Source organism: Oceanobacillus longus (assembly GCF_042650085.1).
Taxonomy (GTDB): Bacteria; Bacillota; Bacilli; order Bacillales; family Amphibacillaceae; genus Oceanobacillus; species Oceanobacillus longus.
In genome coordinates this window covers 26,727-40,722 of record NZ_JBHSAO010000004.1, presented here as the reverse complement: position 1 = coordinate 40,722, position 13,996 = coordinate 26,727, and the positions used below count along the sequence as shown (strand labels likewise).

Sequence of the window (13,996 nt, the reverse complement as noted above, 5' to 3'; positions counted from 1 at the left end):
CTTTACTAAGTATGATTTGTAATTAGTACTGTTATCGTTTCGAAAAAGTGCCTGTCACTCCCCGAATTTTGTCGAATCGAATGCAACAGGCACTTCTTGTCTATCTTTCTTATTTTTGCTTTTCAGTTGTTTCTTCAATTCTTTCCCAACATTCTATTCCATCTTGATTATCCAGGATATCTTTGTAAAATACTGGGTCTTTTCCTTTTTTTCGCTGATCGAGGTAGTCCTTGAGCAAATGGTTTGCTATCTTGAAAAGCCTTGTTATTGCGTAAAGGTTAATCAATGCCATTATCGCCATGGTCAGATCAGCAAGTGCCCAAACGATATCAAAAGAAGCTAGTGTTCCAAATACGACCATAGCAAGCACAGCAATTCGGTAAATAAATAGGGCGATTTTGCTTTCCTTAATATAGGCTATATTGCTTTCCCCATAATAGTAGTTCCCTAAAATAGAGCTGAATGCGAAGAGGAAGATGGCAATTGCGATAAATACCCCAGCCCAATCCCCGAGCATTTGTGTAAACGCATTTTGGGTTATTTGAATTCCGTCAGCTTCACTACCGGCAAATCCACCGGCAGACAGAATGACAAATCCGGTTGCCGTACATACAAGAATGGTATCGAAAAATACGCCCAACGCCTGAATTAGACCTTGTTTAACTGGATGGGTTACTTCTGCTGTAGCAGCTGCATTTGGAGCAGCCCCCATACCAGCTTCATTGGAAAATAGACCACGTTTTATCCCCATCATAATTGCAGCACCAAATCCACCACCGGCTACTTGCTGTATGCCAAATGCGTTGGCAAAAATGAGTGAAAACATATCTGGTATGGCAGGTAGATTCATAAACAGAATGATGACAGCTAGGGCAATATATAATATAGCCATTACTGGAACAATAATCTGAGAAATGTTAGCAATACTTTTTAATCCGCCAAAAATGACGAGGGCTGTTAAAATAACCAAAGCAATAGCAACGATTGTAGGGTCCAAAGCAAATTGCCCTTCAAAAGCAAGGCTTATCGTATTGGATTGAACCGAGTTGAATACGAGGCCATATGTAAATGTAATGGTGACAGCAAATACAATACCAAGCCATCTATTTTTAAGACCTTTTTCGATGTAGTATGCAGGACCACCGCGGTATTGATCAGCATCCCTGACTTTATAAACTTGTGCTAGTGTACTCTCCACAAATCCTGACGCAGCACCTAAAAGAGCAATCAGCCACATCCAGAACAATGCTCCTGGTCCACCAAGTGCAACAGCTGAAGCAACACCAGCCATATTACCCGTCCCAACACGGGAAGCAGCACTGATTGCGAATGCCTGGAATGGGCTTGTCCCTTTTTTCCCCGAAGCATCGAATGCCCGCTTGTCAGTGATAACTTTAAACATTTCAGGAATCGTCCTGAACTGCACAAATTTTGTTTTAATTGTGTAGTAGAGTCCTAACCCAATCAAAACGATGATTAATATATATTCCCATAGAAAATCATTAATAATCCCAATAATTCCTTCTAAAAGTTCCAACATCAAACACTCCCTAAATAATATATGACTACAACACAGTGCCTGTCACTCCACGATTTTTGTCGAATTCTGTCAGTGCCATTCTGGGGATAATAGGCAGCAGACACATGAATAAGTTGTACAAATTCGGATAGAGACTCATTACTATAACTTGTACATACCCGTTTAGAATAATTCTATGCTTCACTTAATTGACGTCATAAGCGGTATAGACAGAAAAAAAGAACTGCTGATATAGACTCAAAAATCAGCAATATTATATCAGATTGTGGTACAAAAGAATTGTACAGGCAAAAGGTGATTAGGGCAATAAAAATATAAACAGACCGACTCCATACTAGATGAATCCCTTCCCAATACATCTCCCTAACACATTTTTCGACATAATTCGGGTGGTGCCTGTCACTGTTCGGTTTTCGACAAATTTCGGGGAGTGACAGGCACCCATATGTTGAGGAGGGTGGTGATGGCTTTTGCTAGGTTTTCTTCTGGGATGCCGGCAAAGCCGAGAATGATTTTTGGCGGGTTTTCGTAGTTTTTCCCTAAAGAGTAGCCAGAAAGGGGGTAGACCTTAATGCCAGCATCTAACGCTTGGCTTACGAGTTCCCCTTCGCTCAAGCCATTTTTTACAGAAAGCACAATATGCAGACCAGATCGCTCCCCAATCACGGATACTGTATCTTCATATGGCTTTAACATATCAATAATTTTCTCGAGCTTCCGTCGGTAGATTTTCCGCATGCGGTTTAGATGCCTCTCAAAGTCACCCTCCTTCATAAATTGAGCAAGGATGTGCTGGTCAATACGTGAAACGGAAGAATGATAGAAGGATAGTTCATCTTTATATCGCTCTAACAATTGCTTAGGCAAAACCATATAACTAATACGCAATGATGGAATAAGTGATTTGGAGAAAGATCCCAAATAGATTACATTTCCCTTTTTGTCCAAGCTTTTCAATGAAGGGATGGATTTCCCGCTGTACCGGAATTCACTATCATAGTCATCCTCTATAATGTAACGGTTCTTTTCCTCAGCAGCCCAGTTCAGAAGCTGTGTACGCCGATTAACCGAAAGCACGGTTCCGTATGGGAAATGATGTGATGGGGTCACGTACACGACATTCGGATTTGCTTTTTCAATCGGCTCGACCTGTATACCTTCCTCATCAACTTCAAGCGGGTAAACTTCATTCGGAAAGCTTTTCAGAATACGTAAAATCAAATGATATCCGGGATCCTCGACACCATATACCGTATTTTTTTCAAATAAAAGCAAAAGCTGTTGCAATAAAACTTCTACCCCTGCTCCAACAATAATATCCTCCGGGGAGCACTGAATTCCTCTGGCATGGTACAAATAGTAGGAAATTTCCTGGCGCAGTTCGAATTCCCCCCGCGCATCTCCAAGTAAAAGTAGGGAATGATTCTGTTTGTCTATTGTATTTTTCGCATACTTACGCCACTGTGCAAAAGGGAAATTTTCAGTATCAACCCAGCTTGGATGGAAATTGTACGTAACGTCTGAATGTTCTTCTTCACGAGGATCAAGTTTCGGATCTGCATCAGCAGGCTGCACGTATTCCAAATCTCCACTTGCCATTATGAAATAGCCTTTACGTGGCAAGGATTCCACATAACCTTCTGCAATGAGCTGATCATATGCAGTCTCAACCGTATTTTGGCTGATGCTGAGAAATTCAGCTAGTTTGCGTTTGGATGGAAGCTTGGAACCGTATGGCAAACGACCTTCCGTTATTTCATTTTTTATATAAATATACAACTGTTCGTATAGGGGTATTTCTATATCGCGGTTTAAATGACAGGATAGCATTTCCATTTTTATTGCTCCTTTTTGGACTGACCTTGTTATTATTTCGAAAACTGACACTTTTAATAGGTTCACATACTTTTTATAATATAGGATATATTAGAAAATTACAAACTGACATTTAGGGGATGGAGTGGAAATATGGACAAATTATTGGGTAGTGAAACAGTAAAAAGAGGAATGGCACAAATGCAAAAGGGTGGCGTCATTATGGATGTCATTAATGCAGAGCAGGCGAAAATTGCGGAGGCATCAGGTGCAGTAGCTGTAATGGCATTGGAACGTGTACCATCTGACATTCGTGCAGCTGGTGGCGTAGCAAGAATGGCGGATCCACGAATTGTAGAGGAAGTGCTCAACGCGGTATCTATTCCTGTAATGGCAAAAGCACGGATCGGGCATGTAGTAGAAGCTCGCGTGTTAGAAGCGATGGGTGTCGATTATATTGATGAAAGTGAAGTGTTAACCCCAGCGGATGAGGAATTTCATATTTTGAAAAGTGCGTATACCGTTCCTTTCGTTTGCGGATGCCGTGATTTAGGTGAAGCTGCAAGACGTATTGGTGAAGGTGCTGCAATGCTTCGTACAAAAGGGGAGCCAGGTACAGGAAACATTGTCGAGGCAGTTCGTCATATGCGTAAAGTTCAAGCCCAGGTTCGAAAAGTTGTGCATATGAACGACGATGAATTGATGACCGAAGCAAAATTATTGGGTGCTCCATATGATGTATTGAAGCAAATTAGAGCGGAAGGGAAACTCCCTGTCGTTAACTTTGCTGCCGGCGGTGTCGCTACACCAGCGGATGCTGCTTTAATGATGGAACTTGGCGCGGATGGTGTTTTCGTAGGGTCAGGAGTCTTCAAATCGGAAAATCCGGAAAAATTCGCCAGTGCCATTGTTCAGGCAACGACTTATTATAATGACTATGAACTAATTGGAAAACTATCAAAAGAACTTGGTAGCGCCATGAAAGGAATCGACATCTCCAAACTACCTGCAGAAGAAAGAATGCAAGAGCGCGGCTGGTAGGCAGAGGCAGTGCCTGTCACTTCCCGAATTTTGTCGAATAGAGATAGATAGTTAATAAGGGGGACTGAGCGTGTATGGGTGAAGGAATCATGACGATTGGCGTACTAGGGCTTCAGGGTGCAGTGGAGGAACATTTAAAGCATATTGAAGCGCTTGGTTTCCGAGGAGTCAGTGTGAAGAAAACGGAGCAGCTAAATGAAATTAGCGGATTGATTATACCTGGTGGGGAAAGTACAGCAATTAAAAACCTTATTATCAAATATGGTTTCCTTGGTGCCTTAAAGAGCTTTTCGCAAGCGGGTAAGCCAATCCTTGGAACATGCGCCGGAATGGTACTACTAGCTAAGGAAATTGCCGACGCAGAGGAATCTCATCTATATTTAATGGACATTACAGTGAGACGGAATGCATTTGGACGGCAACGTGACAGCTTTGAAGCGGATATAGAAGTGAAAGGTATAGATGGTGTGTTTCCATCCGTGTTTATTCGTGCGCCGTACATTGAATCTGTTGCTGATCATGTGGAAATATTAGCTACTTTTGATGGGAAAATTGTAGCAGCACGCCAAAAAAATCTGATCGTATGCTCGTTCCATCCTGAACTGACATCAGATACGAGATTTATAAAATTATTCACCGAAATGGTAACCTCTTCCTTTGCTGTGCCTATCACTCAATGATTAACTTTAGCGAAGCGGAAGCACCATGTTTGATATTTTCTCCAGCAGGGTAATTATATAGTATCTACAAGTTGGAGGGATTTAAATGTCAGACAACGGATTTAAAGACAAAGCAAAAGGTGTAGGTAACAAAATTAAAGGTGAAGCAAAAGATCAATGGGGTTCTGCAACTAATGATTCCAATAAAAAAGCAGATGGTAAGCTTGATAAAGTGAAAGGTGAAGTACAAGATAGTGTAGGAGATACAAAAAATAAAGATAAGAATAATAAATATTAGGATAGGTAAAATAGCAAAGCCACTGGAATAGATCCGGTGGCTTCTTTTGTCTATCGACATATTTTGACAAAACTCGGGGAGTGACAGGCACCTTAGTTGAATAAGATTAAATTACCTGTTAATATATGATTAAATCAAACTAAATAGATATGAATAATTTAGTTTAGATAATGAGGAGGAATAGGTGATGAGTAAGATCCCTTTAATTGTAAGTACGGAATGGTTAGCGGAAAGACAAGAAGATCCTAAGTTAAGGTTGTTGGACGCTACAACATTCTTAAAACAACCTGCTGAAGGTGGATATTACGATGTTTGGTCGGGAAAAGAAGCATACGAGAAAGGTCATATTCCCGGTGCCGTTTTTGCTGATTTACTTGGGGAACTTTCTGATCCGGATGCAGCATTTAAATTCACTGTGCCATCAAGAGAACGATTTGTAAATAAGATTAGTGAGCTTGGTGTTGGTGATGACACATATGTGGTAGTTTATGATCAAGGCTATGCCGTGGCAGGAGCTCCTGTCATTGCATCTGATTGGGCTTCACGTCTTGCATGGCAATTACGTTACGAAGGTTTTGACAATGTAGCAGTACTTGACGGTGGATTTCCTAAGTGGCATGAAGAAGGCCGTCCTGTTACAACAGAGTCGGGATCCTATCCTACAGCAACGTTCTCTGGTGAGCGTCGTCCGGAACTTTTAGCAACAAAAGAAGATGTAAAAAATGCACTGAACGATGAAAGTGTACTTTTGCTGAATAGCTTATCTGAAGCTGACTTTAAAGGAGAATCAGATACGTATGCTCGAAGTGGACATATTCCAGGTAGTGTAAATGTATTCTTTGGAGAACTTTCGGATATGAAAACGAAAGAACTTTATGACGAAGAAAAGTTACGTAAAAAGTTTGAAGATGTTGGTGCGCTTGATCCAAGTAAAAAGGTTATTACTTATTGTGGAAGTGGAATTGCGGCAACATGGAATGCCCTCGTTTTAAATAAACTTGGCCAAGATAATGTAGCAATGTATGATGGCTCCATGACCGAATGGGCTGCGGATCCTTCATTACCATTAGACAAGGTTGAAAAATAAGAATGATTTATAAAAAGGTTAGCTAGGATTTGTGGGTTACCCCATTCCAAAGCTAACCTTTTTTCTCGACAATATTCGCCAAAATTCGGGGAGTGACAGGCACCTACTTCTTTCCGAACTTGCTTCCGCTGCTTTTGGCTCTGAGTTTTGCCATCAAGTTAGATGATGTCTCAGCGCTGGCCTGGGTTTCCTCAGTATTAATCCTAAGTATTTTATAGTCGCCGTCATTCTCTTCCATTAAGAAAACAGTGTTCACTTTGCTGCCTGTGGGTAATTTGCTTTTCCCAACAATGAACTCTGCTTTCTGTTCTTCAATTAAAATAACAGCTTTGTCACCTTCGAATCGATCAAGAATTCCTTTCATTTTTACGTCCCCTCCTTACATCATTTATCACCTATTAACTTGCAGTAGGACGCCCCGGACCCACTAAATGAAGTTTCAAATTATGCGCATGCCAATCCTTCACTTTTTATATCCGCGATTCTCGCTGGCCCTATTCCACTAATGCGGCCTAGGTCATCGACAGAATGATAAGGTCTTAAATCAATAAGATCCTGTGCTCGTGCTGGCCCAATGTGGATAATCCCTTGAACTTCATCAACCGAAGCATTATTAATATTAATACAGGAACTGTCAGCAGGAGCATCACTGGATGAATCCGCATCAGCATCGGGTTCTTCCTCGGCCTCCGATTCTACCGGTGTCGTTGAGTCCGTATTCTCAGGACTAACTGTTCCATCTTTATTCGTCGCAATTTGATAGTTTTCCCCATCGGTAGTGACGACAATCGTGCCATGTACATCTGTTCCGTAAAGCTCGATACCTGTATTTTGGATAAGTGAAACGACTTCCGTACTGGGATGTCCATAGCTGTTGTTGGACCCGGCGCTATAAATGGCAACAGATGGATTGACTGCATCAATAAAGGCAGGATCACTGGATGTATTTGACCCGTGATGCCCGAGCTGAAGAATATCTGCCTGTATATCAATTCCACTATTCATCATTTTCAATTCATCGCTTCTGCCCGCATCGCCTGTAAATAAAAATTTCGTGCTGCCGTATGTGAAAAGTAATGAAATAGACTCCTCATTTGTCTTGCCGGATATACTGGAAGGGTAAAGCACATCAATTTCGAGCGGTCCAATTTCGAATTCCTCACCGGTTCGTGGCTCATGGAAATCTGCGCCACTGTTTATCACCGCTTCCATTCCTCTTTGAAATGTCTGTGAAGAGCTTTCATTCCCAGAAAGCCAAACCTCACCGACATCAAATGTATTCACCACTTTATCAAGTTGCCCGATATGATCGGCATCCGGGTGGCTGACAACAACCAAATCAATAGAGGAAACGTTATGTGACTGGAGATAATTTACAACCTCACTTCCTCGCCAGTCCCCTGTATCGAAAAGGATGGTATAGTCCTCGGCCTCATCCGAATACTGAAAAAGCGTTGCGTCTGCCTGCCCAACATCGATGTAATGAACCATTAAATCCGATAATGCGGCAGCCTGGCTGACCTTTTCTTCTTCTTCCACTGTTTCTGCTGTTTCTGTTGCAGCAGTCTCATCTTCTGTCTTGGCGGTCTCTTCCGATGTCTCGCTTTCTTCTTCAGGTTCTGGAACTACTTTTTCTCTATCTTCTGTTTTAACCTCGGTATGATCATCAAGATGACTATCCTCACTCGTTTGAGTTGCTCCATCCTGATCCTGACCGCATGCAACCAGAAAAACAGTTAGAATTATCATCAGTAAAAATCTCGTATTCAATTATATTCCCCCATACGTTTACATTCCCATTAAGCGTACCAAAGAATAGCAGTTAAATCTACGTGATTTTAGCCCGTGACTTTTAAAACTTAATAAAAATAGCGTTTTATGTATCGTTTTACAGGTAACTATACGATTTTATCCATAAGGAAAAATACGTTTTCAAGGTGTTTATATCCTCGGTTTTACTATTTTACAAAGATGAAAGTTTTCGAAGGAGTTGGCATAATGGAGAAAATAGGAAGGAGGAAGATTTTATGAAAAGTTCTGTGGAGGAGAGACATCCGTTGTATGTACTCCCTGTAACTGTAATAGCAGGATTCTTGGCATTTATATTATTCTCAAGCATTGTTTTTTCACAAGAAGATGCAGCAAAAGTGGAGATTACCGGCTACATAGACCGATTTGAGAATGACATGGCAGTCATCCTACTGGAAGAAGAAGGAGAAGAAATCATCCTCCCAAAAGCGCTCCTCCCACCAAACAGCAAAGCCAACACCCACCTCACCATCGAATTGGTGCCTGTCACTCCCCGAATTGTGTCGAAAAATAATTAGATAGGAGAGGGTATTATGCCAAGAAATAAGCGCGTCTGGATTCCGGATACATATTACCATGTTTCATCACGTGGCAATCGGAGGGATCTATTATTTAAGGAAGAGGCAGATTACAAAGTCTTTTTTAAGATACTACACAATGTCCACGAGAAAAGCCCATTTAAGTTAGCTTCCTACTGTCTCATGTCTAACCACTATCATTTGCTGCTTAACACGACCGAGCAACCAATATCCAAAGTGATGTCCATGGTAAATAAGCGGTATGCAGACTATTTCAACACAAAGAATAATGTAAGTGGACATGTTTTTGAAAAACGTTTTTTTGACAAACCGATTGGCACAGCATATGGCCTGCTGGAAGTTAGCCGTTACATCCACTTGAATCCTGTTGAAGCAGGAATGGTACATCGGGCAGAAAATTATCCATGGAGCAGCTACCGACACTATTACTATGATTCTCAATCACAGTTATTGAATAAAAACGATCTACTGCAATGTTTACCAAGTGATGAAATTGGAAAGAGAAGAAAGTATGATGCGTTTTTGAACAAAACAGATGAAAATATTATCCTTGCTACTGTTGGCGACTAAATTCGACAAATTTCGGGGAGTGACAGGCACTGCAGCACTGGAGAGTCCTTCCTCGAATCAGGCAGGAGTTTTCGACTTTTTAGCGAATTGTTATAGAAAAGGGAAAGTAGGTCGATTTTATGATAGATTCCATGGACATATTTGCAAAATTGGATGGTATTTTAACGAAGGAAGCGATTGATAAGGCACTGAATGGGGAACATGTGAATGAATGGCAACGGGCATCTTACCCTGTCATTATAAACTATTTCGCGAATTCTGCCGGGAAGCACTCGGAAAAAAACTGGGTGAAGCGGATCGCATTTACGTATTCCTGGCTACAGAGCGTTCCAAAGTCGGCAACACCGTCAACCATAGATGAGAATTTCATTACGATGGAAAAGCATTTCCTACATGCAAAACTAAAGAAAATCAAATTTATAGATAGCGAAGAAGAGAAAATAGTTCGCTTTAAAAAGAAGCAATACAATCTGAATGAATTTCTAATCCCAGTCAGTTCCATGATTTATGAAAAAGAAAATATCGCTAGTCAGCTCCCAACATTGACGAAAATCTTGCATTTTATGTTTCCACAGGTGTTCCCGATGTTTGAAAAAAATGTGTGCGAAAAGATTTTCGGATCGTCTTTTCAATCCTATAACAGATACTACAATTATATGGAAGGATTGAAAACGTACATGAATGATGGTGCAAATGCTGTTTATATCGAGAGAATAGCGGAGAAACAGGGAATCTCGCCGCTCTATTTGATTGATCTCACATTGAGTTCGAATTCCGATGATAAAACACCTGACGCCTAAGGAGGTCAAAATCCATGGAAATTGATTTAAGCAAACTAGATCATCATAAAAAAATGGATAAAGTAACCTATAAAAAAGAACTGGATAAATATCAAAAACGACTAATGAGCTTACAGCGGAAAATCGTCGATGAAAATCTTGGTGTCATTCTCGCATTTGAAGGGGTTGACGCGGCAGGAAAAGGTGGAGCTATTAAGCGTCTAACTTCCGAGCTAGATCCAAGAGGTGTTGCGGTACACCCGATAGCTGCACCGAAGCCACACGAACAAAGATATCATTTTATGCAGCGATTTTGGCGGAAGATTCCTCAATATGGCCAATTCGGGGTTTTTGACCGTTCCTGGTACGGTAGGGTGCTCGTTGAACGCATTGAAGGGTTTGCGACAAATGAAGAATGGAAACGGGCCTATGATGAAATAAACCACTTTGAAAAATTAGTAACAGATGATCACTACATTCTCCTAAAGTTTTGGATTCAAATATCAAAAGATGAGCAATTGGATCGCTTTGAGAAACGTCAAAATGATCCATTGAAAAGCTGGAAAATAACGGATGAAGACTGGCGAAACCGAAAAAAGTGGGATAATTACGAAACGGCAGCAACAGAAATGCTGCGGCGAACCGACCACGATTATGCACCATGGATTGTTGTTGAGGGGAATAATAAACGTTATGCGCGTGTAAAAGTTCTTAAAAGTACGGTCCAACATATAGAAGATTATTTGAAAGAGGCAAGTATCGAATTACCGGAATACGCTTTATTTGAGGAATAAGTCGGGCTACCAATCCTAGGTCAAGCCCGACTAATTTTAGCAGGGCAGGGCTTGCTTCCGGTCACCGCCAGCTGCTTACAAAAGTAAAGAGCCAATTGCACCTGCATATGGTCCCCTAGAAAGGAAAACAGGCACATAGGCCATGCGATCTTGAAAACTGCTTAATACGTCTTGAAGGGCTTTATTTCGGTCTAATGTACTACCGACAAAAACAATTTTCTGTGTATTTTTTGCAATTGCCGCTTGTCCGGCAAGTAGAATAATGGTCTCTCCAATTAACTGTATGAGTGCAGTCATATGATCCTCTGTCGTTGCGGAATCATTGTCATGTGCTTTACCAAAATTCGCTGCAGTTAGGTCACCGAAAAGTGGTGCTTCATCAGGAGCATAGATATCTTTTACTAATAGATCACTGTTTTTATGATCCCCTTTTGCGGCTAATTCGACGAGCTTGAAGAAATCTTTTTCACCTGTGATCAGTGAACCGAGCCCCATGAATGTGCCTCCACCAATACCGCTTCCCGATAATCGCTCATAATGTGTTGGTGTGACATGAAAAATTGATGTGCCTGTACCAATACTGACAATAATATATTCATTACTTGGACTATGTTTTTCCTGATCGAGCAAATAACGTGTGCCCTCTATGATTGCCTGGAATTCGTCTACGTAACGGGTTCTTTGAGTTGCAGTCATGGCCAAATAACCGCTTTTTCCACCTGTCACATGAAGTGTAGCATCAGGGGCGACACTTGTCAGCCATTGAAGAAGTTGCTCCCTATCCTGATTGGGATAGGTTTTCACATGAAGTCTACCGCTCTCCTCATAGGCAAGCTTTATCAGTGAACCCCCAGCATCAATACCAATTCTTCTCATAAATAAAACCCCCTCCAAAACATGTTTTATTCTTACCCTATCATATCGCACACATCCTCATTCGACAAAATTCGGGAAGTGACAGGCACTGTTCGGTTTTTTGGGTGAAACCTTTTGCAGGTAGCTCTCGTAGTAGTATAATAGTAGGTATAGGTTATCATTAATTAAAAGTCTTCCGGGATTTTTATATAGGAGTTGATGGATGTGAGGGCTGTATTCCAATTTATAATTCAGTCAATGACAGGTTTTGTAGGTACGGTTTCAACAGGCTTGGTCAGCTTTTTCGCTTTTGGACAAAGCCTTTTGCTCTCGAGTTTATTCGCTATTGCTGGTGGAGCGGTTGTGTACCTTACTTCCAAGCAGATCTTGGATTACCGCTATGTGAAAGTGAATGGATTGACGAGGCGGGAATATAAATTTATCGAAACGAATCTAAAAGAAGCAAAACATAAAATATCAAGACTGCAAAAGTCTCTATTTCGTGTACGGTCAATGCAGCATGCGAAGCAAAATCTCGAAATTGCACGAACTGCACAGAAAATATATGCAAACGCAAAAAAAGAACCGAAACGCTTTTATCAGGCGGAAGGATTTTTTTACAATCATCTCGATTCCCTCGTGGAACTGACGGACAAGTATGCGTATTTGTCATCCCAGCCAGCTAAAACAAGAGAAATGGAAAAACAATTGCGGGATACAAGGCAGACGGTGGGAATGCTTGGTGAATCCATCAAAAAGGACTTGCATATTATGCTCGATGATGATATCGACACATTGCACTTCGAACTTGATGTGGCCAAGCAGTCCATCAGCAGAACGAAAAAGGATAACAGGAGGTTAACGAAATGACTCAACAAAACGAAGGCAAACGATCTGAGGAAATAGATGATTTACTTGCTAATCCATTTGGCGTACTAAAAGGGGAAGAAGCCTCAGCACCTGTAACACAACCTAAACCACAAACAGACAAGCCTGAAAAGCTAATTAATAAATTACCTGAAGAAGGCAGAGAGCGGGCAATGCAACTGGCAGAGCAAATTGACCCACAAAACAATCAGTCGATTGCCCAATATGGAACAGAGGCACAATCGAAACTGTTGGAGTTTTCCCATGGCATGCTGGAACATGTCCAAAATCAGGATGTTGGTGAGATCGGATCGATTCTAACGGATCTAATGAAAAAGCTCGAGCAGGTCAATCCGGATGAACTAAAGCCAGAAAAGCGAGGTATCTTTTCCCGCGTCTTTGGGAAAATTTCTGGTTCCGTGAACGAAATCCTATCCAAGTATCAAAAAACAGGTGCCCAAATTGATCGGGTCAGCGTTAAACTGGATCGGAGCAAGGACGCATTAATGTCAGATAATACGATGCTTGAACAATTATTTGATAAAAACAGGGATTATTATGATGCCTTAAATATTTATATCGCTGCAGGTGAAGTGAAGCTGGAGGAATTGGAGAACGAGACTATTCCGAAACTGAGAAGAAAAGCAGAAGTGAGCCAAAGTCAGATGGATTTTCAGAAAGTCAACGATATGATGCAATTTGCTGATCGATTGGAAAAAAGGACACATGATCTAAAGCTGAGCAGACAGATTACGATGCAAAGTGCACCACAGATTCGACTCATACAGAATACAAACCAGGCCTTGGTTGAAAAAATTCAATCATCCATCCTAACAGCTATTCCACTTTGGAAAAATCAGGTTGCAATCGCACTAACACTACTAAGACAGCGTAGTGCAGTCGAAGCACAGAAACAAGTATCGAAAACGACCAATGATCTTCTCTTGAAAAATGCAGAGATGCTAAAAACAAATACAGTCGAAACAGCGAGAGAAAATGAAAGAGGACTGATCGATATCGATACATTAAAACAAACACAGGAACATCTTGTTTCCACGATTGAAGAAACAATCCAAATCCAATCCGAGGGACGCGAAAAACGACACCTCGCCGAAAAAGAATTACACGGAATGGAAGAAGAACTCAAACAAAAACTACTTGAACTACGGTAGTGCCTGTCACTCCCCAAATTTTGTCGAAAAATAGTAGCTGTTGGCATCTGTGCGACGCATGGAGGCTAACGGCTTTTTCGTTTAGGATGTGTGTTAAGGAAATCCGACCTTGGGAATCCCTATGTCATGCATGCTCCGTGAAGGTAGCAATTCCAAAATACTGAAAAAAAG

General features: G+C 41.2%; 15 protein-coding genes. 10 read left to right on the top strand and 5 right to left on the bottom strand.

Annotated features, from left to right (window positions below; genetic code table 11):
* Positions 1–109: 109 nt before the first annotated feature.
* Together ACFOUV_RS06845 and pdxR are read right to left on the bottom strand one after the other, a co-directional pair.
* Positions 110–1,537, bottom strand: a complete 1,428-nt coding sequence (locus ACFOUV_RS06845) for an alanine/glycine:cation symporter family protein (protein WP_379496160.1) — start codon at positions 1,535–1,537, stop codon at positions 110–112.
* A 402-nt stretch (positions 1,538–1,939) separates the two neighbouring features.
* Positions 1,940–3,376, bottom strand: a complete 1,437-nt coding sequence (gene pdxR, locus ACFOUV_RS06840; RefSeq protein WP_379496042.1) for a MocR-like pyridoxine biosynthesis transcription factor PdxR — start codon at positions 3,374–3,376, stop codon at positions 1,940–1,942.
* A 132-nt stretch (positions 3,377–3,508) separates the two neighbouring features.
* On the opposite strand from pdxR, the gene pdxS reads away from it, so the two are divergent.
* From pdxS to ACFOUV_RS06820, 4 genes are all read left to right on the top strand, one after another.
* Positions 3,509–4,396 carry a pyridoxal 5'-phosphate synthase lyase subunit PdxS gene (gene pdxS / locus ACFOUV_RS06835; protein WP_379496041.1) on the top strand — a complete coding sequence of 296 codons (888 nt, stop codon included), beginning with the start codon at positions 3,509–3,511 and terminating at the stop codon, positions 4,394–4,396.
* An 86-nt stretch (positions 4,397–4,482) separates the two neighbouring features.
* Positions 4,483–5,076 carry a pyridoxal 5'-phosphate synthase glutaminase subunit PdxT gene (gene pdxT / locus ACFOUV_RS06830; protein ID WP_379496159.1) on the top strand — a complete coding sequence of 198 codons (594 nt, stop codon included), beginning with the start codon at positions 4,483–4,485 and terminating at the stop codon, positions 5,074–5,076.
* A gap of 85 nt (positions 5,077–5,161) precedes the next feature.
* The gene (locus ACFOUV_RS06825; RefSeq protein WP_379496040.1) at positions 5,162–5,353 is read left to right on the top strand and encodes a CsbD family protein; all 192 of its coding nucleotides are present in this window, start codon (positions 5,162–5,164) and stop codon (positions 5,351–5,353) included.
* Between the two features lie 187 nt (positions 5,354–5,540).
* Entirely contained in the window at positions 5,541–6,440 is a 900-nt protein-coding gene (locus ACFOUV_RS06820; protein ID WP_379496039.1) for a sulfurtransferase, read from the top strand.
* Between the two features lie 103 nt (positions 6,441–6,543).
* On the opposite strand, the gene ACFOUV_RS06815 is transcribed toward ACFOUV_RS06820, so the two are convergent.
* Both ACFOUV_RS06815 and ACFOUV_RS06810 read right to left on the bottom strand, forming a co-directional pair.
* Positions 6,544–6,804 (bottom strand): DUF3006 domain-containing protein, encoded by a 261-nt coding sequence (locus ACFOUV_RS06815; protein ID WP_379496038.1) that lies wholly within the window; start codon positions 6,802–6,804, stop codon positions 6,544–6,546.
* 80 nt (positions 6,805–6,884) lie between these two features.
* Positions 6,885–8,210, bottom strand: a complete 1,326-nt coding sequence (locus ACFOUV_RS06810; RefSeq protein ID WP_379496037.1) for an MBL fold metallo-hydrolase — start codon at positions 8,208–8,210, stop codon at positions 6,885–6,887.
* Positions 8,211–8,467: 257 nt separating this feature from the next.
* On the opposite strand from ACFOUV_RS06810, the gene ACFOUV_RS06805 reads away from it, so the two are divergent.
* The 4 genes from ACFOUV_RS06805 to ACFOUV_RS06790 all read left to right on the top strand — a co-directional run bounded on the left by ACFOUV_RS06805 (position 8,468) and on the right by ACFOUV_RS06790 (position 10,931).
* Positions 8,468–8,767, top strand: coding sequence for a DUF3006 family protein (locus ACFOUV_RS06805; RefSeq protein ID WP_379496036.1), 300 nt, complete (start codon positions 8,468–8,470; stop codon positions 8,765–8,767).
* 15 nt (positions 8,768–8,782) lie between these two features.
* Entirely contained in the window at positions 8,783–9,358 is a 576-nt protein-coding gene (locus tag ACFOUV_RS06800) for a transposase (protein WP_379496035.1), read from the top strand.
* A gap of 119 nt (positions 9,359–9,477) precedes the next feature.
* Positions 9,478–10,158, top strand: a complete 681-nt coding sequence (locus tag ACFOUV_RS06795; protein ID WP_379496034.1) for a hypothetical protein — start codon at positions 9,478–9,480, stop codon at positions 10,156–10,158.
* Positions 10,159–10,172: 14 nt separating this feature from the next.
* Entirely contained in the window at positions 10,173–10,931 is a 759-nt protein-coding gene (locus tag ACFOUV_RS06790) for a polyphosphate kinase 2 family protein (protein WP_379496033.1), read from the top strand.
* 75 nt (positions 10,932–11,006) lie between these two features.
* Here ACFOUV_RS06790 and coaW read toward each other — a convergent pair whose 3' ends face one another.
* On the bottom strand, positions 11,007–11,807 hold the full coding sequence (gene coaW, locus ACFOUV_RS06785) for a type II pantothenate kinase (RefSeq protein WP_379496032.1): 801 nt from the start codon (positions 11,805–11,807) through the stop codon (positions 11,007–11,009).
* A 204-nt stretch (positions 11,808–12,011) separates the two neighbouring features.
* On the opposite strand from coaW, the gene ACFOUV_RS06780 reads away from it, so the two are divergent.
* A complete protein-coding gene (locus tag ACFOUV_RS06780) occupies positions 12,012–12,656 on the top strand; it encodes a 5-bromo-4-chloroindolyl phosphate hydrolysis family protein (RefSeq protein WP_379496031.1) in 645 nt (214 codons plus the stop codon).
* The gene (locus ACFOUV_RS06775; RefSeq protein WP_379496030.1) at positions 12,653–13,825 is read left to right on the top strand and encodes a toxic anion resistance protein; all 1,173 of its coding nucleotides are present in this window, start codon (positions 12,653–12,655) and stop codon (positions 13,823–13,825) included. Before ACFOUV_RS06780 ends, ACFOUV_RS06775 begins: the two co-directional genes overlap by 4 nt.
* The last annotated feature ends 171 nt before the right edge of the window (positions 13,826–13,996 follow it).